Source organism: Streptomyces sp. A1277 (assembly GCF_004795015.1).
Taxonomy (GTDB): Bacteria; Actinomycetota; Actinomycetes; order Streptomycetales; family Streptomycetaceae; genus Streptomyces.
In genome coordinates, this window is the sequence record NZ_SSBI01000021.1 from 90,546 (window position 1) to 117,084 (window position 26,539).

At 71.9% G+C, this 26,539-nt stretch carries 19 protein-coding genes; 15 read left to right on the top strand and 4 right to left on the bottom strand.

Annotated features, from left to right (window positions below; translation table 11 throughout):
- Positions 1-177: 177 nt before the first annotated feature.
- Positions 178-1,821: a class I adenylate-forming enzyme family protein gene (locus tag E6R18_RS16500; protein WP_136317648.1), complete on the bottom strand. Its 1,644-nt coding sequence runs from the start codon at positions 1,819-1,821 to the stop codon at positions 178-180.
- A gap of 358 nt (positions 1,822-2,179) precedes the next feature.
- Here E6R18_RS16500 and E6R18_RS16505 point away from each other — a divergent pair, with 358 nt between their 5' ends.
- Genes E6R18_RS16505 through E6R18_RS16535 form a run of 7 tightly spaced genes read left to right on the top strand, consistent with a single transcriptional unit; the run spans position 2,180 to position 10,487 of the window.
- Positions 2,180-3,793 (top strand): ABC transporter substrate-binding protein, encoded by a 1,614-nt coding sequence (locus E6R18_RS16505; protein WP_136317649.1) that lies wholly within the window; start codon positions 2,180-2,182, stop codon positions 3,791-3,793.
- 43 nt (positions 3,794-3,836) lie between these two features.
- Positions 3,837-4,805 (top strand): ABC transporter permease, encoded by a 969-nt coding sequence (locus E6R18_RS16510; RefSeq protein WP_136317650.1) that lies wholly within the window; start codon positions 3,837-3,839, stop codon positions 4,803-4,805.
- The gene (locus tag E6R18_RS16515) at positions 4,798-5,832 is read left to right on the top strand and encodes an ABC transporter permease (RefSeq protein ID WP_136317651.1); all 1,035 of its coding nucleotides are present in this window, start codon (positions 4,798-4,800) and stop codon (positions 5,830-5,832) included. The genes E6R18_RS16510 and E6R18_RS16515 overlap by 8 nt, the downstream gene beginning before the upstream one ends.
- Positions 5,829-6,872, top strand: coding sequence for an ABC transporter ATP-binding protein (locus tag E6R18_RS16520; RefSeq protein WP_136317652.1), 1,044 nt, complete (start codon positions 5,829-5,831; stop codon positions 6,870-6,872). Before E6R18_RS16515 ends, E6R18_RS16520 begins: the two co-directional genes overlap by 4 nt.
- The gene (locus tag E6R18_RS16525; protein WP_136317653.1) at positions 6,869-7,873 is read left to right on the top strand and encodes an ABC transporter ATP-binding protein; all 1,005 of its coding nucleotides are present in this window, start codon (positions 6,869-6,871) and stop codon (positions 7,871-7,873) included. Before E6R18_RS16520 ends, E6R18_RS16525 begins: the two co-directional genes overlap by 4 nt.
- Entirely contained in the window at positions 7,870-9,096 is a 1,227-nt protein-coding gene (locus E6R18_RS16530) for an NADH:flavin oxidoreductase (protein WP_136317654.1), read from the top strand. Before E6R18_RS16525 ends, E6R18_RS16530 begins: the two co-directional genes overlap by 4 nt.
- Positions 9,093-10,487 carry an amidase gene (locus tag E6R18_RS16535; RefSeq protein ID WP_136317655.1) on the top strand — a complete coding sequence of 465 codons (1,395 nt, stop codon included), beginning with the start codon at positions 9,093-9,095 and terminating at the stop codon, positions 10,485-10,487. Before E6R18_RS16530 ends, E6R18_RS16535 begins: the two co-directional genes overlap by 4 nt.
- A gap of 15 nt (positions 10,488-10,502) precedes the next feature.
- Here the strand turns inward: E6R18_RS16535 and E6R18_RS16540 are convergent, their stop codons facing one another.
- The 3 genes from E6R18_RS16540 to E6R18_RS16550 all read right to left on the bottom strand — a co-directional run bounded on the left by E6R18_RS16540 (position 10,503) and on the right by E6R18_RS16550 (position 13,778).
- Positions 10,503-11,519 (bottom strand): formylglycine-generating enzyme family protein, encoded by a 1,017-nt coding sequence (locus tag E6R18_RS16540; RefSeq protein WP_136317656.1) that lies wholly within the window; start codon positions 11,517-11,519, stop codon positions 10,503-10,505.
- A 61-nt stretch (positions 11,520-11,580) separates the two neighbouring features.
- Positions 11,581-13,143, bottom strand: a complete 1,563-nt coding sequence (locus E6R18_RS16545; protein ID WP_136317657.1) for a sulfatase — start codon at positions 13,141-13,143, stop codon at positions 11,581-11,583.
- A gap of 11 nt (positions 13,144-13,154) precedes the next feature.
- The gene (locus E6R18_RS16550) at positions 13,155-13,778 is read right to left on the bottom strand and encodes a PadR family transcriptional regulator (RefSeq protein ID WP_136317658.1); all 624 of its coding nucleotides are present in this window, start codon (positions 13,776-13,778) and stop codon (positions 13,155-13,157) included.
- A 159-nt stretch (positions 13,779-13,937) separates the two neighbouring features.
- Between E6R18_RS16550 and E6R18_RS16555 the strand changes: the two genes are divergently transcribed.
- From E6R18_RS16555 to E6R18_RS16590, 8 genes are all read left to right on the top strand, one after another.
- Positions 13,938-15,470 (top strand): ABC transporter substrate-binding protein, encoded by a 1,533-nt coding sequence (locus E6R18_RS16555; RefSeq protein WP_168712371.1) that lies wholly within the window; start codon positions 13,938-13,940, stop codon positions 15,468-15,470.
- 69 nt (positions 15,471-15,539) lie between these two features.
- A complete protein-coding gene (locus E6R18_RS16560) occupies positions 15,540-16,481 on the top strand; it encodes an ABC transporter permease (protein WP_136317660.1) in 942 nt (313 codons plus the stop codon).
- The gene (locus E6R18_RS16565; RefSeq protein ID WP_206308300.1) at positions 16,478-18,319 is read left to right on the top strand and encodes a dipeptide/oligopeptide/nickel ABC transporter permease/ATP-binding protein; all 1,842 of its coding nucleotides are present in this window, start codon (positions 16,478-16,480) and stop codon (positions 18,317-18,319) included. The genes E6R18_RS16560 and E6R18_RS16565 overlap by 4 nt, the downstream gene beginning before the upstream one ends.
- Positions 18,316-19,140 carry an ATP-binding cassette domain-containing protein gene (locus E6R18_RS16570; protein ID WP_136317662.1) on the top strand — a complete coding sequence of 275 codons (825 nt, stop codon included), beginning with the start codon at positions 18,316-18,318 and terminating at the stop codon, positions 19,138-19,140. Before E6R18_RS16565 ends, E6R18_RS16570 begins: the two co-directional genes overlap by 4 nt.
- Before the next feature lie 67 nt (positions 19,141-19,207).
- Positions 19,208-20,788 carry a right-handed parallel beta-helix repeat-containing protein gene (locus E6R18_RS16575; RefSeq protein ID WP_136317663.1) on the top strand — a complete coding sequence of 527 codons (1,581 nt, stop codon included), beginning with the start codon at positions 19,208-19,210 and terminating at the stop codon, positions 20,786-20,788.
- A 201-nt stretch (positions 20,789-20,989) separates the two neighbouring features.
- On the top strand, positions 20,990-22,453 hold the full coding sequence (locus E6R18_RS16580) for a glycoside hydrolase family 20 protein (protein ID WP_136317664.1): 1,464 nt from the start codon (positions 20,990-20,992) through the stop codon (positions 22,451-22,453).
- Positions 22,450-25,317, top strand: a complete 2,868-nt coding sequence (locus E6R18_RS16585; protein WP_136317665.1) for a glycoside hydrolase family 2 TIM barrel-domain containing protein — start codon at positions 22,450-22,452, stop codon at positions 25,315-25,317. The genes E6R18_RS16580 and E6R18_RS16585 overlap by 4 nt, the downstream gene beginning before the upstream one ends.
- 28 nt (positions 25,318-25,345) lie before the next feature.
- Positions 25,346-26,140, top strand: coding sequence for an ROK family protein (locus tag E6R18_RS16590; protein ID WP_136317666.1), 795 nt, complete (start codon positions 25,346-25,348; stop codon positions 26,138-26,140).
- Positions 26,141-26,539 lie beyond the last annotated feature (399 nt).

Below are 26,539 nucleotides of genomic sequence, written 5' to 3' on the forward strand. Positions count from 1 at the left end.
CGCGGAGACACGCGAGGGCCCGGCGCGCGCGGAGACACGCGCGGGCCCGGCGCGCGCGGAGACACACGGGGGTCCGGCGTGCGGCAGACACGCGCGGGCCCGGCGTGGCAGACACGCGAGGGCCCCGGCCGCCGAGGAGTTCACCTCACGCGGCCGGGGCCCTCCCACGCTCGCGGCTCAGACCCGTACCCGGTGCCGGATCACCTTGCCCGTCGCGTTGCGCGGCAGCTCCTCGGCGGTCAGCCGCCACCGCGAGGGCACCTTGAAGTAGGAGAGCTGTCCCGCCGCGTACTCCCGCAGCGCCTCCTCCGTGACCGCAGAGCCGGCCGCCAGGACCACCACCGCCGCGACCTCCTGGCCCAGGTCGGGATGGGGCGCCCCCAGCACCAGGCACTCGCGCACGTCCGGGTGCTCCACGAGCACCGTCTCGATCTCGGCCGGGTAGATGTTCTCGCCGCCCCGGATGATCAGGTCCGACCTGCGGCTGCCGAGGTGGAGCCGGCCCTCGCGCAGCTGCCCCAGGTCACCCGTGCGCAGCCAGCGGTCCGGGCCGATGGCCCCGGCGGTCGCCCCGGGGTCGCGCCAGTAGCCCAGCATGTTGTACTGGCTGCGCACCCAGACCTCGCCCTCCTCACCCTCGCCGAGTACCTGGCCGAGCGGGTCGCGGATCTCCAGCTGTACCCCGGTGACGGGCCGGCCCAGAGTGCCGGGCGCGGCGGCCAGCTCCTGCGGGCTCGCGGCGGCGACGGCGGTGCACGTCTCGGTCAGCCCGTAGCTGTCCACCAGCGAGTCCTTCGCGAACGGCAGGCTCTCGCGCAGCCGCTCCTTGAACGCGGTGGACGAAGGCGCGGAGGCCAGGGCGAACGCCGTCAGCGAGGAGGTGTCGTAGCGGTGCGCCCCGCCGTGTTCCAGCATCCGGTGGGCCATGGTGGGCACCGCGCCCCAGTTGGTGACGCGCTCCCGCTCGACCATGCCCAGCACGGCGTCCACGTCGAAGGCGCCCTGGTACAGCGCGATCCGGCTGCCCGTGGCCAGGCGCGGCACGGCCAGGTTGTGCAGGCTCGCGATGTGGAACAGCGGCAGCGTCAGCAGGTAGACCCGGTCCTGCGGGGGCGTCGGATCGCCCAGGGCCTGTCCCAGCGCCTCGTTCAGCCGGTGGTACTCGACCACGGCCAGCAGGTTGCGGTGGGTGTGCACGGCGCCCTTGGGCCGGCCGGAGGTGCCCGAGGTGTAGAGGATGACCGCCGGATCGTCCTCGGCCACCTCGGCGGAGGGCAGCGGCGCGTCCGGGTGGGCCGCGGTGAAGCGGCTGATGTCCTCCTCCACGGAGAGCACCGGCACCACGCAGCCGGTCAGCTTCGCCGCCCGCCGGGCATCGGCCACCACGAGCGCGGGCTCCGCGTCGTCGAGGCCGTGCGCCAGTTCGCGCTCGGACCACCAGGCATTGAACCCGACCGCGACCGCGCCGATGGACACGGCGGCCCAGAACGTGATGATCCACTCCGGGGAGTTGGCCGCCGCGATGGCCACCCGGTCGCCCTTCGCGACGCCGTACTCCTCACGCAGCACCCGGGCCAGGGACGCGACCCGCTGCGCGTGCGCGGCGAAGGTGATGCGGCGGTCCGCCGTGACGATGAACTCACGGTCGGCGTGGGCGACGGAGGCGTGCAGCACCTCGTGCAGGGCCCGATGGCGGTGCGTGAACACCGGCAGCCGGGTGCCCAGCACGTCTTCCTCGGCAAGCTCGAACCGGCCGCCCGGGCCGGTGAGCGCGGCCACCTGGGCGAGGGCGGCGGCGCGGTGATCCGTTTCGCTGGACATCGGGGACTCCTGGGCGTCGTGAACTCCACTGGGATCGCGGACGAGGCCAGTCTCGGCAGTCGGGGGCCCTCGTTCCCCGGCTGATTCCGGTCACTGGGACACCGTGCCACGGGGCCGTGAGGAGCGGAAGCACGCCCGCAGCCCCCGTACGAACGGGCCCGGCCCGGGTTCCCGCTGAGTGGGATGCGTCACGTCGGCCGGTTTTCGACGGCCATAGCGTCCCCCCACGATCCGCCCTCGGGCACCCGCCCTCCGGCGCATCCGCACCTGCTCTTCCCACCCGCCCCACGGGCACCGCTCTTCCCGCCCCGGGCACCTGTTCTTCCCGACTTCGGGCTCCGGACAACTGGAGGAAGAAATGAAGCGAGCACCTCGGGCCAGAGCCCGCCTCGCCGCCGCTCTGGCCGCCGCGGCTCTGATCACCTCCGCCTGCGCCTCACCCGACGACGGGGCAGGCGGCAAGGAGCAGAAGACCGAACGCGGCCGGTACACCTTCGGCAGCGTCGGTGAACAGCCGAAGGGCGGCACCCCGGTCCGCGGCGGCACCCTGCGCTTCGCGGACTACGGCGAGGCCCGCAGCCTCAGCCCCGCCGTCACCTACGCCACTGGTGCGTCCGGCGGTTCCGCCCTGGCCGCCGTCTACGACGTGCTGATGCGCTACGACACCGCCGCGAAGAAGTACGAACCGTGGCTGGCCAAGTCGCTGGAGAGCAGCACCGACCTGAAGACCTGGACGCTGAAGCTCCGCGACGGCGTCACCTTCTCCGACGGCACCCCGCTCGACGCCGAGGCCGTCGTCGGCAGCATCGCCTGGTACCAGAGGAGCAAGGGCGCCGACACCGCGCTGCTGGCCCCGAACCTCGCGAAGACCGAGGCCACCGACGAGCACACCGTCGTCTTCACCCTCCGCAGCGCGTGGGCCGCCTTCCCCGCGATGCTCGCCCAGGCACCCGGCATGATCGTCGCGCCGGCCGCGTACGCCACGAAGACCTTCCGCCCGGTCGGCGCCGGACCCTTCACGCTCGGTTCGTACGCCCCGCAGGAGGAGATGGTCCTCAAGGCGAACAAGAAGTACTGGAAGGGCGCGCCCTACCTCGACGCGCTGCGCTTCACCTGGCCGCAGGCCGACCGCTCCAAGCTGGAGGCGCTCAACGACGGCACCGCCGACGTGACGTACATGCGCAGCCCCGACGTCGTGGACGACGCGGTGAAGGAGGGCCACCCGGGGGAGCTGACCCTCACCGGCCTCGGCAACATGATCACCATCAACACCCGCTCCGGTCGTCCGGGCAGCGACCTGCGCGTCCGCAAGGCGATGGCGCTGGCGCTCGACCCGAAGCTCGACACCGCACGCGCCTACGACGGCAAGGGCCTGCCGGGCCAGGAGATCTTCCCGCCCGAATCGCGCCTGCACTCCTCCGTCAAGCCCCTCGGCGTCGACCTCGACCAGGCCGAAAGGCTCCTTGCCGAGGCCAAGAAGGACGGCTATGACGGCAAGCTCACCTACATGGACGGCACCGACCCCGTCTCCCGCGCCAAGGCCGTCGTCACCAAGGCGATGCTGGAACGCGTCGGCTTCAAGGTGAAACTCGACATGGTCCCCTCCATCGCGGACCGGGTCTCGAAGACCTATGTGGAACACGACTTCGACATCAGCCGCGGCGCGGCCAGCGTCTCCGAGAGCGACCCCTACCACCGCCTCCAGAGCGTCCTGAACTCCCGGAGCTACGGCAACCCCGGCGGCTACGCCAACAAGAAGATGGACGCCCTGCTCGTCGAGTTGCAGGCCGCCGACAGCGACGCGGAGACCCAGCGGGTCCTGGACGCCGTCCAGACCCTCTTCAACGAGGACGTCCCCCTGGTCAACCTCGGCGCCAGCGCCGGCTTCACCGCCTGGGGCAAGAACGTGCACGGCATCGTGCCCACCGACGAGTACATGGCCCTCTTCGGCGAGGCATGGATCAGCGAGTGACCCCGTCGACCGGCCTGCCGCCACCGGCGGAACTGGAGGAACCATGAGTCCCGCCGCCCTGCGCCGCCTCGCCCTGCGGGCCCTGGAACTGGTGGGCGTGCTCCTCGTCGCGAGCATCGGGGTGTTCTCCCTGGTGGTCCTGATGCCCTCGGACCCGGCCGTCGACATCCTCGGGGCGGGACGCTCGCCCGCCGAGTACGCCGAGGTCCGCCACGGCCTCGGCCTCGACCAGCCGCTCGTCACCCGCTACTTCCACTGGCTGGGCAACGCCCTCACCGGCGACCTCGGCCACTCCGTCGTACCCCCGCAGAGCGGTGTCACCGACCGGGTGCTGTCCGCGCTGCCGGTCAGCTTCGAGATCGCGGTCCTCGGACTGCTGATCGCCCTGGCCATCGCGGTGCCGCTGGCCATGTGGTCGGCGTACCGGGAGGGTTCGGCCGCCGACCGGGTCATCGGCGCGGGCACCTTCGGCGTGCTGTCCGTGCCGAGCTTCCTGGCCGGTCTGCTGCTGGTGCTCGTCCTGGTCGACTCGGCGGGCTGGTTCCCGCGCGCCGAATGGGTGCGCATCGGCGACGGCGACCTGGTGGGCAACCTGCACCACGCCTTCCTGCCGGCCCTGACCGTGGGGCTCGCCGAACTCGCCATGTTCACCCGGGTCCTGCGCGGCGACCTCATCGTCACCCTGCGCGAGGATTACATCCTCGCCGCCCGCGCCAAGGGCATGAACCCGCTGCGCATCCTGTTCTCCGACGCCCTGCGCCCCTCCTCGTTCTCCCTGGTCACCCTGCTCGGGCTCAGCCTGGGCCGGCTCATCGGGAGCACCGTCGTGGTGGAGTACCTGTTCTCGCTGCCCGGCATGGGGACGCTCATCGTCAACGCGGCGGGCCAGGGCGACTATCCGATGGTCCAGGGGGCGGTGCTCACCATCGCCGTGATCTACGTGGTGATCAACGCCGGCATCGACCTCTCCTACGGCTACCTAGACCCGAGGACGCGACGTGTCCATGTCTGAGATCGTTCCGCGTGCGCGGACCGCCTTCCCGCTGCCGCTGCTCACCGCCCTGGCCCTGACCACCGCCGGACTCGTCCTGCTGGTGTACGGGGCGCGCACGGGCCGGCTCGTCCCGCTCGCCCGGACCGCCGTCGCCCTGGCCGGCCTCGGCCTGACGCTGGCCGGCGCCTCCCGGCTCGGCAAGCGGTGGGCGGGGCCCGGCTTCGACGTGGTGTTCTGGTTCGGCGCCGGCTGGCTGGTACTGCTCGGCCTCGCGATGCTCGCCGCCCCCTGGCTGCCGCTCGCCGAGGACCGGGACGTGGCGATGACCGTCGCCGAACCCGTCTTCAGCGGACCGGTGTTCGCCGGCAGCCACCCGCTCGGCACCAACGGCTTCGGGCTCGACCTGCTGTCCAGATCCCTGTACGGCGCCCGCTCCTCGCTGCTCATCTCCCTGTCGGCGGTCGCCATCGGTACGGTCGTCGGCGGCGCGATCGGCATGGTCGCCGGCTACTTCGGGAAGGCCGCCGACCGGGTCGTGGGCATGGCCACCAACTCCCTGCTCGCCGTGCCCCCGCTGATCCTGCTCATCGCCCTGGCGACCGTCCTCCAGCCGCACCTGCGCAACATCGCCTTCTCGCTGGCCCTGCTCACGATCCCCGGCATGGTCCGGCTCGCCCGCGCCACGACCATGGCGTACGCCAACCGCGAATTCGTCGTCGCCGCCCGGGCCATGGGAGCCACCCGCTCCCGCATCCTCCTGCGCGAACTGCTGCCCAACGTCCTGCTGCCCCTGCTGTCACTGGCCGTCGTCATGATCTCGGTCCTCATCGTCGCCGAGGCGTCCCTCAGCTTCCTCGGACTCGGCATCCAGCCACCGGAACCCACCTGGGGAAACATGATCGCGGAGGGGGAGGGCCGGGTGTTCGAGCAGCACCCGCACATCGTGCTCGTCCCCGGCGCGTTCCTCTTCCTCACCGTCTTCGCCTTCAACATCGTCGGCGAGAAGGCTCGCGGGCGCTGGGACTCCCGGAGCGTGAAACTGTGACCACCAAGCCCCTGTCCGAAACGCCCCCGGCCACCACGGACGCCCGAGCGCCCGTCCTGCTGAGCGCCACCGACGTACGGACCGTCTTCCACACCCCGCAGGGCCCCGTACAGGCCGTGGACGGCGTCAGCCTGGCCCTGCGCGAAGGCGAAACGCTCGGCATCGTCGGGGAGTCCGGCTCGGGCAAGTCCGTCCTCGGCCGCACCCTGATGGGCCTGATCACCGACGGCCCCGCCACCACCGTCTCCGGCACCGTCCTGCTCGGCGGCCAGGACGTCCACGCCCTCGGCCCGGCCGGGCGCAGAGCCCTGTGGGGCACCGAGGTCGCCATGGTCTTCCAGGACCCGATGACCTCGCTCAACCCCGTCAAGAAGGTCGGCACCCACCTGTCCGAGAGCGTCCGGCTGCACCAGAAACTGAACCGTACGGCGGCCCGCGAACGCGCCGTAGACCTGCTCCGGCAGGTCGGCATCCCCGAACCGGCCCGCCGCGCCCGCCAGTACCCGCACGAGCTCTCCGGCGGGATGCGGCAGCGCGTCGTCATCGCCATGGCCCTGGCCTGCGGGCCGCGCCTGCTCATCGCCGACGAACCGACCACCGCGCTCGACGTCACCGTGCAGAAGCAGATCCTCGACCTGCTCCAGACGCTGACCCGGGACCTGGGCATGGCGACGATCCTGATCAGCCACGACCTCGCCACGGTCGCCGGCCGTACCGACCGGGTCGCGGTGATGTACGCCGGCCGCCTCGCCGAATACGCCCCCACCGCCGCCGTGTTCGACCGCCCCCGGCACCCGTACAGCAGCGCCCTCATCGCCTCCGTGCCGCGCATCGACCAGCCCCCGCACACCCTGCTGCCCACCATCGAGGGCCGCCCGCCCCATCTGCTGAACCCGCCACCCGGCTGCCGGTTCGCCCCCCGCTGCGCCCTGGCGACCGAGCGCTGCGCCACCGAGTCCCCCCGGCTCACCGGGCACGGCCAATCCGGCGCCGTCGCCTGCCACCACCCCCTGGGAGCCGCCGAGGAGGCCGCCGTATGACGAGCACCCGCCCCGCCCCCGCGCTGAGCGCCGACGACCTCGTCGTGGAGTACCCCGCAGGCCGCGGGCAGAAGGTGCACGCCGTCTCCGGCGTCGGCCTGGAGGTCGCGGCGGGCGAAACCCTCGGCATCCTCGGCGAGTCCGGCTGCGGCAAGTCCACCGTCGGCCGCTGCCTGATCCAGCTGCCGCCCCCGGACTCCGGAACCGTACGCCTCGGCGACGTGACCCTGACCGGGCTCGCCCCCGAAGAGCTGCGCCGCGCCCGCGCCCGGATGCAGATCATCATGCAGGACCCGGTCTCCGCCCTGAACCCGCGCCGCCGCGTCAAGGACCTGGTGTGGGAAGGGCCTTCGATCTGGGGGAGCGGCGACGACCCCCGCGGCAAGGACGAGCGGATCGACGCGGCCCTGCGCGACGTCGGCCTCGACCCCGCGACCGTGCGCGAGCGCAGACCGCACGAACTCTCCGGCGGCCAGTGCCAGCGGGTCTGCATCGCCCGCGCCCTGCTCCTCGACCCCGAGGTGCTGATCTGCGACGAACCCGTCTCCAGCCTCGACGTGTCCGTCCAGGCGCAGATCCTCAACCTGCTGGAGACGACGGTGAGCCGGCGCGGGCTGAGCATGGTGTTCATCGCCCACGACGTCTCCGTGGTGAAGAACATCAGCGACCGCGTCATGGTGATGTACCTCGGCAAGGTCTGCGAGGTCCTGCCCTCCGACGGCATGCACCACGAGGCCGCCCACCCCTACACCCGGCTGCTGCTCGCCTCCCTCCCCGAGGTCCAGCGCGGCCCGGGACCGCTCGGCGAACCGGAGCCCTCGCCCGCCGGGACCGCCGCCGAACTCCCGTCCCCGCTGAACCCGCCCTCCGGCTGCCGCTTCCGCACCCGCTGCCCGCTCGCCACCGACCGGTGCGCCGAGCAGGAGCCCTTGCTCAGGGAGATCCGCCCCGGCCACCGGATCGCCTGCCACCACGCCCCGTCCGAGAGGAACCCCGCATGACCACCACCGAGACGCCCGACGTCCTGGCCCCGGCCCAGCTCGGCCCGCTCAAGCTCCGCAACCGCGTCATCAAGGCCGCCACCTACGAAGGGCTCAGCCACAAGTCCCTGGTGACCAAGGACCTCGTCGACTTCCACGTCGCCTACGCCAAGGGCGGCGTCGGCATGACGACCGTCGCCTACTGCGCCGTCGCCAAGGAGGGGCGTACCGACCGCCACCAGATCCACTGGACCGACGAGGCGATGCCCGGCCTGCGCGCGCTCACCGACGCGGTCCACGCCGAGGGCGCCGCGGTCAGCGCGCAGATCGGCCACGGCGGCCCCGTCGCCAACCCCAAGGGCAACGGCGCCCCCGCGCTCTCCCCGTCCAAACACTTCCACGCCACCACCCTCAGCTGGGCCCAGGAGGCGAGCCTCGCCGACATCCGGCGCGTCACCGAGGCCCACGCCGAGGCCGCCCGCCGCGCCGTCGATGCGGGCTTCGACGCCGTCGAGGTCCACCTCGGCCACAACTACCTGGCCAGCTCCTTCCTCAGCCCCAAGGTCAACCACCGCACCGACGCGTACGGCGGCAGCCTGGCCAACCGGGCCAGGTTCGCCCGGGAGATCATGCGGGCCGTCCACGACGCGGTCGGCGGCCGGATCGCCGTCATCGCCAAGATGAACATGGACGACGGGGTGCCCGGCGGCTTCTGGCTGGACGAGGCCATCCCCGTCACGCAGTGGCTCGAACAGGACGGCACGGTCGACGCCCTGGAGATGACCGCGGGCAGCTCCCTGCTCAACCCGATGTACCTCTTCAAGGGCGACGCCCCGCTGGACGACTTCTCCGCGATCATGCCGCAGCCGATCAAGCTCGGCGTCAAGCTCGTCGGCAAGCGGTTCCTGCGCAGCTACCCCTACCGCGACGGCTACCTCCTGGAGGACGCCCGCCAGATCAGGGCCGCCGTGAAGCTCCCGATGATCCTGCTCGGCGGCATCACCACCAAGCCCGTCATGGACCGGGCGATGCGCGAGGGCTTCGAGTTCGTCGCCATGGCCCGGGCCCTGCTGCGCGAGCCCGACCTGATCAACCGCCTGAGCCGGGACGACACCACGCCCTCGCTGTGCATCCACTGCAACAAGTGCATGCCGACCAACTTCACCGGCACCCGCTGCGTCCTCGTCGACCGGGACACCACCCGCCGCGAGACCTGGGGCAAGCCCGCCGGGTACGTGTCGTGAGCGCCCGGGACGCCGTCGCCACGGCCGAGGCGGTCCGCAGCGGCGCCACCGACGCCCGGACCGTCACGGAACAGGCCGTCGCCCGCATCGAGAAGGACAACCCCCGCCTGGGCGCGGTGATCCACACCCGCTTCGATGCCGCGCTCGCCGAGGTGGCGGCCGGACTGCCCGAGGGCCCGCTGCACGGCGTCCCGGTCCTGATCAAGGACCTCGGCACCGACGTCGAGGGCCTGCCCGCGACCGGTGGCAGCCGCCTCTTCGCCACCGCCACCGCCCGGCGCGACAGCGAGCTCGTGGCCCGCTACCGGCGCGCCGGGGCCGTCGTCCTCGGCACCACCAACACCCCCGAATTCGGGCTCAACGCCTCCACCGAACCCGCGCTCTTCGGCCCCACCCGCAACCCCTGGGACACCGACCGCTCCCCGGGCGGCTCCAGCGGCGGTTCGGCGGCGGCCGTCGCGGCCGGGATGGTCCCCGTCGCGCACGCCAGCGACGGCGGCGGCTCGATCCGCATCCCGGCCGCCGCCTGCGGCCTCTTCGGCCTCAAGCCCAGCCGGGGACGCGTCTCGCCCGCGCCCCGCCCCACCACCCTCTCCGGCCTCGTCTCCGTCCACCACGCCCTCACCACGACCGTCCGGGACAGCGCCCTGCTCCTCGACGTCGCCGCCGGGCCCCTGCCCGGCGACGCCTACGCCACCCCGGCCCCCGCCGCCCCCTTCACCGAACTCGCCCGCCGCGCCCCGGGCCGGCTGCGGATCGGCCTGCTCACCGCCCTCCCCGAAGGACCCGAGGTCCACCCGGAGTGCGCGCAAGCGGCCCGAGCCGTCGCCCTGCTGTGCGAACGCCTCGGCCACGACGTCACCGAGACCACCGCCCGCTACCGCCCCGGAGACGTCGCCGCCACCTCCGCCGTCCTGATGGGCGCCGACCTGGTCGCCCAGATCGAGGCCCGCCTCACCGCCCTCGGCAGGCCGCTGGCCGACGACGACATCGAACCCTTCACCCGCGTCGTGTACGACACCTACCGCGCCCTGCCGGCGGCCGACGTCAGCCGCGCTCTGCGCCGCGCCCAGGAGATCGGCTGGGAGACCGCGGCCGCCTTCGACCACTTCGACGTCCTGCTCAGCCCCACCCTCGCCCAGCCCACCCCCCTCCTCGGCACCCTCGACACCGCGGCCCCGGAGACGATCTACCGCCACGCCTCCGTCAGCTCCGCCTTCACCAGCGTCTACAACGTGACCGGCAGGCCCGCCATGTCCCTCCCCTTCGGCCACGACAGCCGGGGCCTGCCCCTCGGCGTCCAGTTCGGCGCCCCGCTCGGCGGAGAGGGAACGCTGCTCGCCCTGGCGGCGCAGCTGGAGGCGGAGGCGCCGTGGGGCACGGCGCCCTGAGGCGGGGTGCGCGGGTCAGGCCCCGTTCGACGCGTCCGCCGCGACCCTGAAGCCGGTGTTGCCCGTCGACGAGTCGGGGGTGTTCCTGCTCCGGGCACCCACGCGGTATCTGTTGCAGTAGGAGTCGTGGCACAGGTACGAACCGCCCTTGATGACCCGGTCCGTGCCCTCGGGCGGGCCGGCCGGGTCGGTCAGGGGGGCTGCCGGGTGGTCGACGCCGAACCAGTCCGCGCACCACTCCCAGACGTTGCCCGCGACGTTCCACAGGCCGAACCCGTTGGGGCGGTAGGACTTCACCGGCGCGGTCCCCGGATACCCGTCCGCCAGGGTGTTGTGGTGCGGGAAGGCGCCCTGCCAGATGTTGCAGCGGTGCGCGCCGCGCGGGGTCAGCTCGTCCCCCCAGGGATAGCGCGCCTGGTCCAGCCCTCCGCGCGCCGCGTACTCCCACTCGGCCTCGGTGGGCAGCCGGGCCCCCGCCCAGGCGCAGAAGGCCAGCGCGTCGTTGTGGGAGACGTGGACGACGGGGTGGTTCTGCCGGTCACCGACGGTGGAACCGGGGCCCTCGGGGGCGCGCCAGCAGGCGCCGTCGACGGCGAGCCACCAGGGCGTCCGGTCCGCGGCGGGCGGCGCGGCCCGGCGCGCGGCCGGTGACGCCAGCAGGTGGAAGACATACGACCAGCCGAACCGTTCGGCGTCGGTCAGGTACGCGGTCTCCTTCACGAAGCGGGCGAACTGCGTGTTCGTCACCGTGGTCGCCGCGATCCTGAAAGGGCTCAGCCGTACTTCCCGCACGGGCCCCTCACCGTCCGACTCGAACCGGTCGGCGTGGTCCGTACCCATCCGGAAGGCCCCGCCAGGCAGGGTCACCAGGCCGGTGGCCCCGCCCCGCGCCCGGCCGCGCGGCACACGGACACCGCCCTCGGGCGTGGTCCTGCGCCCCGGCGAGCAGCAGGCGCTCACCGGCGCGGGTACGGGGGCCGGGTCGGCGCCCGTACCGGTCGCGGGCGTGGCGGGGGAGTTGTTCGGGGCCATCGGCTTTCCCACTTCGTCATCTCGTTCCCTACGGCTTCCTTCCCGGGGGAGGGAGCCGGCTTCAGAAGAGGTCCTCACGCGTCTCCGCGAACCGGCGGCCGGGGCGCGGACCGATCTTTCCGGCGCGGTGCGGGTCCGCCTGCGCCGTCCACGAGGTGACGACCGCGCCGTTGTCCGGGGTCAGCCGGGCCCGCAGGTCGTCGGCGAGATGGTCCCGGCCGGTGCGGCGCAGGTGTTCGATGTAGAGGTCGGGGTCGTTGTAGAGGGTCGGCCCCTGCTGGAGGGCCGTCTGCATGGGGTCCGGCAGCGACCCGGGCCGGCCGGCGTAGGTGTTCCACCACTCGGTGAGGCGGGAGCGCATCAGGGTCATCCGCTCCGGGTCCGACTCCGAGAGGTCCTTGGTCAGGTACGGGTCCTCGGTGACGTGGAAGAGCGACTCCCACTCGGCCCGGAAGGCCCCCGGATGGTAGGTGCGGATGTACAGGTGGTCGCGGTCGCGCACCGCCCGCTGGAAGGTGTGGGCGCCGTGGCTCAGGACCAGGTACTCACGCGACTCCATCTCGCCGCCGCGGACGAGCTCCGCGAACGAACTGCCCTGCCACTTGTGCGGAACGGGCAGGTCCAGCAGGTCGCAGATGGTCGGCGCCAGGTCCAGGTTGTACAGCAGGGCGTCGCTGCGCCGCTGCTCGTCGCCGGTGACACCGGGCCAGTGGATGATCAGCGGGAGGCGGTGCACGGACTCGCTGGCGAGGCCGTGTTCGGCGTAGGATCCCTGCTCGCCGAAGGACTCGCCGTGGTCGGCGCTGACGATGATCGCGACCTCTTCGCGCAGACCGAGCTCCTCGAGCCCCCGCAGCAGGCGCCCGAAGTGGTGGTCCCAGTACAGGATCGCCCCGTCGTAGCCGTTGATGAGCTTCTCGTAGTCGGCGCGGGTGCGGATGGACTGCGGGAAGTTGTACGGGACCCGGGGTTCGAACAGCCCGTCGGAGTACATGAAGTCCAGGGCCGACCGGGGGCCGTAGACCTCGGCGTGGGCGTCGATCGCGCTCTGGTCCGGCCAGGCGGGCGGGGGGCCGGAAGCGCGGGCCCGGTCGGTCCATTCCGGGTCCTGGAGGTAATCCATGTGCGGATCCCAGTAGGTCAGGTGCAGGTACCAGTCCTCGTCGTCCCGGTGGCCGCCGATCCACTCCAGCGCCCGGTCGGTGATGATGTCGGCCGGCTCGTCGCCGACATCGGGGGTGGCCCGTATGGATTCGCGGAAGTTGCCGGAGAAGTACCAGGCCCGGTGCCGTTCGGCGAAGGAGGAGATGCCGGCGGTCAGGTAGCCGTGGGCGCCGAGGTGCTGGCCGAGGAGGGGACGCCCGCCTTCGAGACCGTGCCCGAGGTCGATGCGGAAGCGTGCCGCGTCGCCGAAGTGCCCGACGACGCCGTTGGTGATGCCGAACTGTCCGCTGGTCAGCGCGGTCCGGGACGGGACGCACGGGGAGTCGCTGGCGTAGTAGCCCTCCAGCACCGCGGCCCGCTCGGCGAACGCGTCGAGGTTGGGCGTGATCCGGCGCCCGTACCCGTACGGACCCGTGTGGTCCGGACGGAGCGTGTCGACGTCTACGTAGATGATCCGCATGGGGTGGCTCCTCAGCTGTGGCTGGATGTCGCGGACTGTGCCGCGGCGGCGTTCTCCGCTTCCGCGGTGAGACGGGCGTAGGTCATCTCCAGCCAGTTGAGGTTGGTCTGACCGAGCAGGAAGGAACGTTCGCCCACCGTCCGCACCAGCTCCCGGTGCCAGTCCATGTCGAGCGGGAACCGGACCTCGTCGGGGTCGATGTCGTCCTGGTAGGGCTGACTGGCGCTCTCCTGCGCGCGCCGGTAGTCGATCTCCGTCTTCAGCACCCGCAGGGCGATGTGCGGGCCGAGGACCCCGGTGAGCAGCATCCGCATCTGGAAGTCGGCGTCCAGCGGCCGGACGCTCGGCGTGTAGGGCGACTCCGCCCACGCCCGGAAGGTGTCGAGACCGGCGTCGGTGAGCCGGTAGAGCTTGGCGTCCGGCCCGGTGTTCCTGCGGTCGATCTCCAGGTGCACCCAGCCCCTGTCCAGCATCTTGCCCAGCTGGCGGTAGATCTGCGACGGCTGCGGGACGTAGCCGAAGAACGGCCCCTCCTTGGCGAGCCACTTGTGCAGGTCGTACCCGGCCATCGGCCTGGTGGCCAGCCGGCCGAGGAGGATGCACTCCATCTTGGTCAGACGCGTTGGCTCGTTCATAAGAACCTCACTATATCTCAATACCCATAGACACTCAGGGAAACCGGCCGTACAGTCAACGCCACCTATAGAACCATGCACATAGCTAGCTGGGTCAGCGCTTGTGGGAACCGCGAGAGCCGTCCGCACCGCTTACGTGCTGAACTCGAAGGAGTCATCGTGCACTCACCCGGACGTAAGACCGCCGTGGCCGCGGCGGCCGCCCTGATGCTTGCATTGAGCGGCTGCGGCGGCGGTACGGCGGCGAACAGCGGGAGCGCCACGAAGGAACTCGTGCTCGGTGCCGGCGTCGAACCCCAGTCGTTCGACCCCGCGCAGTCCCGGGAAGCCCAGTTCGTCCAGTACTTCCAGCCCGTGTTCGACACACTGGTCCGCCGCCTGCCCAGCGGTGAGACCACCGGCATGCTGGCGACCGGCTGGGAGTACGCGCGGAACAACACCCGGCTGACGCTGAAACTGCGCGACGACGTCAAGTTCACCGACGGCACGGCCTTCGACGCCGAGGCGGCCAAGGCCAACCTCGACCGCTTCCGCAAGGCGGACGGACCGCTCTCCGGCAGCCTCGGCGCGGTCAAGGACATCAGCACGTCGGGCGCAGCGACACTGGTCATCGACCTCTCCACGCCGGACCCCTCCCTCGTGTACAACCTCGGCGGCCCCGCCGGACTCATGCAGTCCACCAAGCAGTTCGACAACCCGGACATCGCCACCCAGCCGGTCGGTTCCGGCGCCTACCGCCTCGACCGCGGGCAGACGACTCCGGGGGCCAAGTACGTCTACACGGCGAACAAGGACTACTGGAACCCCGAGTTGCAGAAGTTCGACCGCATCGTGATCGAGCCCATGGCCGACGAGAACGCCCGGCTCAACGCGCTGCGCTCCGGCCAGATCGACGGCGCGATAGGCACCGCCAAGACCATCAGCCAGGTCAAGGCGGTGAAGACGCTCACCGTCCACACCGTGTCGGGCGACTGGCAGGGGCTGTCGCTCTTCGACCGCGGCGGCAAGAAGGTCCCGGCCCTCCGCGACGTCAAGGTGCGCCAGGCGATCAACTACGCCATCGACAAGAAGGCCGTCCTGAAGAACGTCGGACTCGGCTACGGCGAGGTCACCAGCCAGATCTTCAACCCGGCGTCCGAGGCGTACGTCAAGGAACTCGACGACAGGTACGAGTACGACGTCAAGAAGGCCAAGAGCCTGCTCGCCGAGGCCGGATACCCCAATGGCTTCGCCCTGAAGATGCCGTCGTCCTCCGACGTCGACCCCGCGATCCCGCAGGTCGTCAAGGACCAGCTCGCCGCGGTCGGCATCAAGGTGAGCTGGACGAACGTGCCCTCCGCCCAGTACCAGCCCGAGCAGCAGTCCGGGAAGTACGGCGCCGCCTACACGGCCTTCGGCCAGCAGGTCGTGGCCTGGGGCAACATCTCGCAGCTGATCACCGAAAAGGCCCCGTGGAACGTCCTGGGCTCGAAGGACGACAAGGTCGACGGCCTGCTCTCGAAGATCACCACCGCCTCCGGGGGCGACAGCGGCGGCACCTACCGGGAACTGAACACCTACCTGGTCGAGAACGCCTGGTTCAGCCCCTGGTACCGCATCCAGCAGCCGTACTACACGGGCCCCGACATCACCGTGGAGATGCAGAACGGGCAGGCCGTTCCCTCCATCTACAACTACGCGTCGGCCAAGTGATCGCGCACCGTCACCGACCCGGCGGCGCGGCGGCAGGCCGCGCCCCGGGCGCACCACCAGGGAGAAGGCATGGTTAGCTACGTCGCCCGGCGCCTCGGCGCGGGCATCATCCTGGTCCTGGGCTCCTCACTGGTCGTCTTCCTGCTCATGCTGGTCAACAGCGAGCACATCGCCCGCATCATCATGGGCGACGAGGCGTCCGACCAGGCCGTCGCCCACAAGGCCGCCTCGCTCGGTCTCGACAAGCCCGTCCTGGTCCAGTACTGGGACTGGCTCGGCGGCACCCTGAAGGGAGACCTCGGCACCTCCTGGCTCAACGGGGAATCGGTCACCTACCTGCTGGTCAACCGGATTCCGGTCACCCTCTCCGTGGCCGTCGGCACCATCGTCGTCTCGTGCGCGGTGTCGGTGGTCCTCGGGCTGATCGCGGCCGTCCGGCGCGGCTGGGTGGACCGGGCGCTCCAGGCCGTCTCCGTGCTCGGTCTCGTCTTCCCCGGGTTCTGGCTCGCGCTGGTCCTCGTCTCGGTCGTGGCCATCCAGTGGGGCCTGGTCCCCGCGACGGGCTACACCCCGATGGAGACCTCGGTCGGCGGCTGGTTCTCCTCGCTGGCCCTGCCGGTGTTCTCGCTGGCCTTCGGAGCCGTATCGGGACTCGCCCAGCAGGTCCGCAGCGCGACCATCGCCACGCTCGACCGGGACTTCGTACGCACCCTGCGCAGCCGGGGCACCGCGGAACGCACGGTGCTGCTCCGCCACGTGCTGCGCAACGCGGCACCGCCCACCCTCACCGTGCTGTCCCTGAACTTCATCGGCCTGATGTCCGGTGCCGTGATGATCGAGCAGGTCTTCGCCCTGCCGGGCATCGGATCGCTCGCGGTGGAGGCGACGACCAAGGGCGACATTCCCATCGTCATGGGTGCCGTGATCATCTCCGTGCTGATCGTCGTCGTCGTGAACGTACTGACCGACCTCCTCAACGGATGGCTCAACCCGAAGGTGAGGCTGTCATGACCGCCCCCCTGCCCCCTCCCGGCGATCTCGCCGGCGGCCTGCCCACGCCACGACGGCAGCGGCTGACCGGCAAACTCCTGCGCTCGCCCATGGCCGCGACCTCCCTCGCGATCCTGCTCCTGCTGACGCTCGCCACACTCCTGGCTCCGTGGATCGCGCCGTTCGACGCGCACACCGGCGACATCACCCGAGCCCTCCAGGGCCCGGGTGGCGAACACCTGCTGGGCACCGACAGCGCCGGCCGGGACGTCCTCTCGCGCCTCCTGTACGGCGGGCGGACCACGCTCGGCGGTGCGGTGCTCGCCCTGCTCGTGGCGGTCGGGCTCGGCGTGACGACCGGTCTGATCTCCGGTTACACGGGCAAGAAGTTCGACCTCGGCGCCGAGTGGGTCAACAACCTGCTGATGGCCCTGCCCAACGTCATGGTGCTGCTCGCGGTGCGCGCCGCTTTCGGCAGCGGTGTCTGGCTGAGCATGGCCGTCCTCGGGGTGCTCCTGGCGCCCGGCTTCCACCGGCTGTCCCGGAACATCGTCATGGGCGTGCGCAACGAGCTCTACGTCGACGCGGCCCGCGTCTCCGGCCTCTCCGACCTGCGGATCATGACGCGGCACGTACTCAACGCCGTACGCGCTCCCCTCATCATCCACGCGGCACTGACCGCGGTGGCGGCGATCGGCATCCAGGCCGGTCTCGAGTTCATCGGGCTGGCCGACACCTCCGTGCCCGCGTGGGGCACGATGCTCAACGAGGCCCTGGTCAACCTGTACATCGCCCCCCTGCTCATGCTGTGGCCCGGCATCGCGCTCGGCCTGGTCAACGTCGCACTGATCCTCTTCGGGAACGGCCTGCGCGACGTGCTGGAGGACCGCCCCTCCCGCGGGCGCCGCAAGCGCGCGGGCGCCGGCCGGGCAGGGGACCGGGGACAGGACGCCGCGCAGGCCGCCGAGCCCCGTGGCACGAAGGACACCACCGCCGCCCCGGTGGCGCACGCGGAGCGCCCGGACGCCGTGCTCTCGGTACGAGGACTCACCATCGGCTACCCCGTCCCGGACGGGCACAAAGCCGTGGTCGACGACGTCTCCTTCGACGTGCGCGCGGGCGAAGTGCTCGGCCTGGTCGGCGAGTCCGGCTCCGGCAAGACCCAGACGGCCTGGGCCCTCCTCGACCTGCTGCCGCGTGACGCGACGGTCCTCGGCGGCTCGATCACGTATCAGGGGGAGCGGCTGGAAGCCCGCTCGGCGAAGGAACGCCGCCGCCTGCTCGGCACCGGCATCGCCTACGTGCCGCAGGAACCCATGTCGAACCTGGACCCCTCCTTCACCGTGGGCTCGCAGCTCGCGGACCCGATGAGGCGGCGGCTCGGTCTTGACCGGGCGGCGGCCAGGGCCCGTGCCCTCGAACTGCTGGACCGGGTCGGCATCGCGGACCCGGAGCGCACCTACCGCAGCTACCCCCACCAGATATCCGGGGGCATGGCCCAACGGGTGCTCATCGCCGGCGCCGTCTCCTGCGACCCGAAGGTCCTCGTCGCGGACGAGCCGACGACCGCGCTGGACGTCACCGTGCAGGCCGAGGTCCTGGACCTGCTCAGGGACCTGCAGCGGGAACGCGGGATGGCCATGGTCATGGTCACCCACAACCTCGGGGTGGTCGCCGACATCTGCGACCGGGTGGCGGTCATGCGGCTCGGCAGGATCGTCGAGCAGAACGAGGTCGATCCCCTCTTCGAGAGCCCGCGTCACCCCTACACCCGAATGATGCTGGACTCCGTACTGGAGGGGAAGCCGCCGCGGACCCCCCTGCTCAAGGAGCCCGTCGGCAAGGAGTTCGCCCGATGACCTCTCCGCTGCTCGCCATAAGCGACCTGGTCACCGAGTATCCCGCGCGCAGGCGGCGGCAGAAGCCCTTCCGCGTTCTGCACGGGGTCTCGCTCGACGTCGCCCCCGGCGAAACCGTCGGCCTGGTCGGGGAGTCCGGCTCGGGCAAGACCACGCTCGGCCGTGCGGTCCTCGGCCTCGCGCCGGTGACCTCGGGGACGGTGCACTTCGACGGCGAGGACATCTCCCACCTCTCGGTGCGGGAGCGCCGCCGGGTCGCGAACCGGGTCCAGGTGATCTTCCAGGACCCGTACACCTCGCTCAACCCGGCACTGACCATCGGGGACACCCTGGCCGAGCCGCTGCTCGTCCAGGGCGGGGAGCGCACCGCGGTGCACCGCCGCATCGCCGAGCTCCTCGACCGCGTACAGCTGCCGCACGACGCCGCGGCGCGGCTCCCGAGGGAGTTCTCCGGCGGACAGCGTCAACGCGTCGCCATCGCCCGCGCCCTGGCGCTCGAACCCCGGCTGATCGTCTGCGACGAACCCGTCTCCGCCCTGGACCTCCCCACCCAGGCCCGCATTCTCGACCTGCTCCTGGAAATCCAGGAGACGACCGGTGTGGCGTACCTGTTCGTCTCCCACGACCTCGCCGTCGTCCGCCACATCAGCCACCGGGTGGCGGTCATGTACCGAGGCAGGCTCGTGGAGGTCGGTGACGCCGAGCAGGTGACCAGCGAGCCGCAGGACCCCTACACCCGGCGGCTGCTCATGGCCTCACCGGTCCCCGACCCGTCCCGCCAGCGCCGCCGGCGCGAGGAACGCCGCCTCCTCGCCGAATGACCGTGACCGGCCCCGGAGCCCCCGGGGCCGGCCCACGCAACGCAGCAGGTCCAGGAAAGGAGAACACATGAGGATGATCCCCCCACGGCTCCCGGGCCGGAAGCGAGCCGTCGTTTTCGGTGCCGCCCTCGCCCTTGCCGTACTGAGTCCCGCCGCCTCCTCCGCGGCAGCCGCGCCGGGGTCCGGCACACAGGAGGCGGCGCCGTCCGGGGCCCCGTACTACGTCGACTGCTCGGCCACCGAGGCGGGCGACGGCAGCAAGTCGGCGCCGTGGAACAGCCTCGGCGCGTTCGCCGCGCACACCTTCGGCCCCGGCGACCAGTTGCTCCTCAAGCGGGGAACCACCTGCACCGGGGCCCTTGAGACCAAGGGCTCGGGCTCCGCCGAGGCGCCCTTCACGATCGCGAGCTACGGGGACGCGGCCGGACGCGCCGTCGTCGACGGGGCCGGAGCCGCCACGGCCGTCCGCCTGTTCAACCAGCAGCACGTGGTGGTCGAAGAACTCGAAATCACCAACGCCGGCCGGCCCGGTACCCAACGACGGGGCATCACCGCCCAGTTGGAGGACTTCGGGACCGGCAGGGGCTATGTCATCCGCGATGTGTACATGCACGACGTGGCGGGCGACGACACCAAGGGACCGGACGGGTCGCAGGGCATCGCGTTCCTGGTGACCGGTGAGCGGACCCCGACCACCTTCGAGGACGTCAGCATCCTCGACAACCGGCTCGAACGCGTCGACCGGCAGGGCGTCAACATCCAGCTCAGCACCTGGAACTGCCGCCCCGAGGTCGGCTGTACCGAGGCCGCGAACTGGCTGGGCGCCCGGCAGGTCGTCATCCGGGGCAACCACCTGAGCGACATCGGCGGCGACGGCATCGTCGTCAACACCACCCTCGGCGCCCTCATCGAGCACAACACCGTCGAGGGCTTCAACCGCCGCTCTGCCGAGTACAACGCCGGGATCTGGCCGTACAACGCCAACGGCACACTCGCCCAGTTCAACGAGGTGTCCGGCGGCAAGGGCACCAAGGACGGAATGGCCTACGACATCGACGGCGCCACCGTCGACTCGACGTTCCAGTACAACCTCAGCCACGACAACGAGGGCGGGTTCTTCCTGCTCTGCACCCACGACAACATCCAGCGCGGCTCGGTGGTGCGCTACAACATCAGCCAGAACGACCACCACCGCGGCATCGAGACCTGCCGGGGGCAGATCGAGAGCGCCGAGTTCTACAACAACACCATCTACATAGGTGAGGGCATCACCCAGACCGTCGTCAACGAGGACGTCGACGCCCCGCGCAACGTGAGGTTCCGGAACAACATCGTCTACAAGGGCGGCAGCGGAACGGCCGGGTTCGACCTGGCGGCCGGCACCGGCTTCACCTTCGGCAACAACGTCATCTCCTCCTGGGTGCAGAACCGGCCGGCCGACCCCGCCGGGAGCGGGGCGAACCCGATGCTGTGCAACCCGGGCCACGCCACCGGCCTCGGCACCGTCGGCGGCTACCGCCTCCAGACCGGCTCTCCCGCCGTCGACGCCGGTGCCGTCATCGCAGGCAGCGGCGGCCGGGACTTCTCCGGCGCACCGCTGGGCACCCCGCCGAACGCCGGAGCGATCGAAACCGTCGGCTGCCGCTGACGAACGCCGCGGCTCCGCCCGGCACCCGGGCGGACCGCGCGAACGGGGCCCGGCGCCGGCACCGACCGGCCCCGGCGCCCCGCCCCGTCGCCCGACGACGGGCACCCTCCACCCGCCACTTCACGCAGTCCCCGACCGCGCGACATCGACCGGCCGGCGCCGCCCCCTCCGGGCGGCTCCGGCCGGAGATCGGATCACCCCATGGCCGAATCCTCAGCCGGCCCCGCCCCCGCAACCGTCCCCGCCGTCCAGCACTGGGCCGCGGCCGGCGGCGTGCTGACCCTGCGCCCCGAACTGCGTCTGCGGTACGACACACCCGCCCTCGCCGAGGTGGCCGCACAGGCCGCGGCCGACATCCAGGCACGCACCGGCCGGCCGGTCACCGTGTCCGCCGCCGGCTCCGGGCACAGCGACGTGGTTCTGCGGCTCGACCCCACCCTGGACGTGGGGGAGGGCGCCGCCCGGGACGAGGCCCACCGCCTCGCGATCGACACGGCGGCGGTGACCGTCACCGGGCGCAGCACGGCCGCGGTGCGCTGGGGCGTGGTGTCGCTGCTGCAGATGATCCGTGCCGACGGAACGCTGAGGCGCGGCACGGTCGAGGACTGGCCGGACTATCCCGTCCGCGGATTCCTGCTCGACGTCGGACGCCGGTACTTCCCGCCGGAGTTCCTCCACGAACTGATCCGGTTCATGAGCTGGTTCAAGCTCAACACCTTCGTCGTCCACCTCAACGACAACGAGATCGCCAAGGACACCGGCCGCCCGTGGACCGAGGCGCAGCACGCCTTCCGCCTGGCGACGGACCACCCGCCCCTGGCCGGTCTCGCGGCGGCCGACGGGTCCTACACCCGCGCCGACTGGGACGCGCTGGAGGACGTCGCGGCCGGCCACGGTGTCACGCTCGTCCCGGAGATCGACGCGCCGGCGCACTCCCGTTCCTTCATCGCCTTCGACCCCTCGCTCGGCCACGACGGCGGCGACTCCGACCTGCTGGACCTGTCCCACCCGCGGACGCTGGAGTTCATGCGCGAGGTCTTCGCGGAGTTCCTGCCGTGGTTCCGGGGCCCGTTCGTGCACTTCGGCGCCGACGAGTACCCGCCGGAGCTGGCCGCCGACCACCGCGCCTACTTCAACGCGATCGCCGCCTTCCTGCACGGGCACGGAAAGCGGACGATCGCCTGGGGCAGCCAGGCCAAGCTGGCCGGTGAGGCTCAGCGGGCCGCCGGCTACGACCGGGACGTCGTGCTGTGCTCGTGGAACAATGAGTGGTACGGGCCCCGCCAGGCTGTCGAGGACGGCTTCCAGGTGATCAACACCAACGACGAGCTGCTCTATCTCGTTCCCTTCGCCGACTACTACCACGGCGAACATCTCGACGGCCCGGCCCTGTGGAAGGAGTGGGAGCCCCACGTCTTCCCCGGCGGCCAGTCGCTGGAGCCCGGCCACCCCGCGCTGCTCGGTGCGCTCTCCGCCCTCTGGAACGACCTCGTCCTGCGCGACTACGACGAGCGCACCGTACGCGCGATGATCGAGCCCACCTTCGGGCTGCTCGCGCAGAAGATGTGGAGTGGCACCATCGCGGAGCTGGACCACACCGGATTCATGGACCGGCTGGCGGCGCTGCCCGCGAGGCCGGGCAGGGAAGCGGAGGACGACGCATGACCCCGCAGGACGCCTACTGGGAGCAGACGCGCGTACCCGAGGGTGTACTGCCCGCGCGGGCATGGGTGCGTCCGGACGCCACGAGTGCCGACGCCGTGGAACTGGACGGGCCGTGGGACTTCGCCTTCGGCCACGCCGCCGACGGCAGCGATCTCTCGCCGTTCGTCGCCGACGCGATCACCGTGCCGGGCCACTGGCAGCTCCAGGGGTACGGCCGACCCGCCTACACCAACGTGGAGTACCCCTTCCCGCTCGACCCGCCGCACGTACCGTCCCGCAACCCGACGGGCGAGTACCGGCGCACCATCGGCATACCGGAGCACTGGGACTCCGGGCGCGTCGTGCTGCGCTTCGAGGGCGTCGATTCCTGCGCCCGGGTCTGCGTGGACGGCAGGCGGGTGGGCGTACTCACCGGCTCCCGGCTTCCCGGGGAGTTCGACCTCACCGACCTCGTGACACCCGGCGGCCGGCACGAGCTGACGGTGCGCGTCCACCAGTGGTCGGTGGGCAGCTATGTCGAGGACCAGGACATGTGGTGGCTGAGCGGCATCTTCCGGCCGGTGCTGCTCCTGCACCGCCCGGCGGGGTGCGTCGTCGACCACGAGGCCGCAGCGGACTACGACCCCGTCACGGGCGAGGGACACCTCGACGTCCTGATCACGACCGCCGACGGAGCCACGGCCGAGCTGACCGTTCAGGAGCTGGGGCTCAGCCGGACCCTGGTGCCCGGGCAGCGGGTACGCCTGCCGGCCGGACCGGTCGAGCCGTGGAGCGCGGAGCGGCCGCGGCTCTACGACGCGACACTCGCCACGCCCTCCGAGCGGATCAGCCTGCGACTGGGCTTCCGCCGGGTGGAGCTGACGGACGACCGGGACGGCGGCCGGCTGATCTCGGTGAACGGGAATCCGGTGATGTTCCGCGGCGTCAACCGCCACGAGTGGGACCTGCGCCGCGGCCGGGCCGTGGACGAGGCGGTGATGCGGGCGGACGTGCGGCTGATGAAGGACAGCAACGTCAACGCCGTCCGCACCAGCCACTACCCGCCGCACCCCCGGTTCCTCGAACTGTGCGACGAGGCCGGGCTGTACGTCGTCGACGAATGCGATCTGGAGACGCACGGGTACATCGAGGACGCCTGCACCACCAGGCCGGGCAACCCGGTGACCCTGCCCGAGTGGACCGATCCGCTCGTGGACCGGATGCGTCGCATGATCGAACGCGACAAGAACCGCCCCAGCGTCCTCTTCTGGTCGGCGGGCAACGAATCGGGTGCCGGAGCCGCTGTCGACGCGATGCTCCGGTGGGGCAGAGAGCGTGACCCGTCCCGGCTGTTCCTGTACGAGGGGGACAAGTCGAGCCGCCTGGTGGACGCGTACTGCCTGATGTACCCACGGCACGAGGCCCTTCGGGCGATCGGCCGCCGCGCCGATCCGGGCCATCCCGACGCGGCGACCGACCGCCGGCGGCGGGCGCTTCCCTTCCTCGCGATCGAGTACGCGCACGCCATGGGCGCCGGCCCGGGCGGCCTCTCCGAGTACCGGGACATCTTCGAGGCACACCCCCGCTGCCAGGGCGGCTTCATCTGGGAGTGGAGCGATCAGGCGATCGAGGGCCCCGGCGGTGAATGGCTCTACGGCGGCGACTTCGGGGAGGTGCTGCACGACGGCAACTTCATCGCCGACGGTCTGCTGCTGCCCGACCGGACACCGTCGCCGGCGCTGGCCGACGTCCGCGCCGTGTTCGCCCCGGTGCGCGTGGAGTGGCGGGAGGACCGGGCGGTGCTGGTCAACCGGCACGAAGTGCTCGATCTGGCCGGCTTCACCCTGCGGTGGCGCCTGGAGGAGGACGGGAGAGCCGTCGCGTCCCGGAGCGCGCCCTGCCCCCGGGCCGCACCGGGCACGTCCGTCACGCTCGGGGCGCCCCCGGAGATCATCGACGCGTACGCCGGGACCGGCACACGGGTGGTGCACGTCGACATCGTCGACCCGCACGGCCGCACCGTCTCCCGGAACTGGCACGTGGTGGCCTCGGCGCCCCCGCCCGGATTCGGGGCAGCGACGAGGCCGGGGGCCCCGGAGGGGGCCGACGGTCTCGCGGGCGGGGAACTGCTCGGCCTTCTCCGGTCGCTCCTGGGGCCCCACCGACTGGTCCCCCGGCTGTGGCGGGCCCCGGTCGACAACGAGCGCGCCTTCTCGGGGGACCCCCTGGAAGCGGCCTGGCGGAAGGCCGGAGTGCACCGCCTCGAACACGAACAGCGGGTGGCGGGTGGGTCGGTGCGCATCAGGTCGGCAGCCGCCGGGCAGACCTGGGCGCTGATCACCCGGCTCACGGGGCACCGCGTGGACGAGGGCCTGCTGCTCGGGGTCGACATGAGCTTCGAGGGACCCGCGCCGACGCCCCTCCCGCGCATCGCCCTCGACGTCGTGACCGAGGAGCGCATCGACGCGCTGGAGTGGTACGGCCTGGGCCCGCACGAGTCCTATCCGGACACCGGACAGGGCAACACGCTCGGCCGGTTCTCCGCCACCGTCGACGCGCTCCAGACCCGCTACGTCCACCCCCAGGAGAACGGCGAGCGCGCCGGGGTCACCCGGGCCGCGCTCACCTCGGTCTCCGGGCGGGTCGTGGAGGTGCGGGCGGACCGGCCGATCGGGCTCGCGGTGCGACCGTGGTCGAGCGAGGAGCTGACCCGGGCGGCCCACACCCATGAACTGCGGCCCGACGGACGCACCCACATCACCTTCGCCCTGGCCACCCATGGGGTCGGCAGCGCGTCCTGCGGCCCCGGTGTGCTCCCCGCCCACCAGCTGGCGGCCGGCCCCCAGTCGGTCCGGCTGCTGCTGACACGGCGGGAGCGGCCCTGACCCCGGCGGCCCGGGACGGGCGTCGGGGGTGAGGCACTGTTTTCCGTACCCGGCCCCCGACAGGTCCAGCAGCACCAGGTTCGTCGGGATCGGGGTCGGCTCGCCGGGCATCATCGACGAGACCGGGCTGATCCGCCTGGCGGCGCATCTCGGCTGGAGCGACCTGCCGTTGGCGGCGCTGCCGGCCGAGCGCTTCGGAGTGCCCGCCCATGTCGGCAACGATGTGAACATGGCCGCGCTGGGCGTGCTGCACTTCCGGGACACCCGGGCGCACAACCTCATGGTGATCTCCACCCGGCACGGCGTCGGGGCCGGTCTGGTGGTCGGCCGCGAGCTGGTCGAGGGGGAGCAGTTCGCGGCGGGCGAGACAGGGCACGTCACCGTCGACGAGGACGGCGAGCTGTGCGGGTGCGGCAGACGCGGCTGCCTCGATCTCGCCATCGACGTCCACCACTTGAGCCGGCGGCTGGAGCGGGCTGCGCCCGGAGAGCGTCCCGCTCTGCGGGCCGGGGCAGGCCGGGTGCTCGGTACGGTCCTCGCGCCGGTCATCAGCGTGCTCAACCTGAACACCATCGTGCTGACCGGCCCGCCCGAGCTGATCGAGGGCGCGTTCCTGGGGGCGGTGCGGGAGACGGCGCGGACCCGCACGCTCGGCCCCGTACACGCCTCCCTGGACATCCGGTCGCCGGCGGGAGACACCGATCTCGTCCTGCTCGGCGCGGCCTCCCGCGTGCTCGCGGCCGAGCTGGGCGTGCTCCGACCCGAGCGCCACGGCGGCGCGCGGACTTTCCCTCGCGAACCCGGGGCCCGCACAACCTTCTAATCGAACCTACGTTCGCTCATCCCTGCGCAGGAGTTGAAATGGTACGTGCAAGATTCGCCATGCCCTGGGCCTCGGAGACCTTCCCCCGGACGTCCTGGACCTGGGCAACACCCAGGTCGCGAGCTTCGCCGCCGCCGGCGGCCCGATGGACCTGACCGGGTACGCGAAGGACCTGCGGCAGGGGCAGAAGTGGCTGGCGGGCCTGGAGGACCCGGCGACGCCGTGGGCCGCCCGCGCAGCGCGCGCGGGCGGCCCACGGCGTCGCCGGGTGCCCCGGAGGTGGTCCGGTGTCCGAGCCCCGAAGGCGGTGACGGGCAGACCCAGATCCCGTGCGGACTCGGGGCGGGCGCGGAGCGGGGTTCCCCGTTGATGCGCGCCTGCGCGAAACCCATGTCGGGC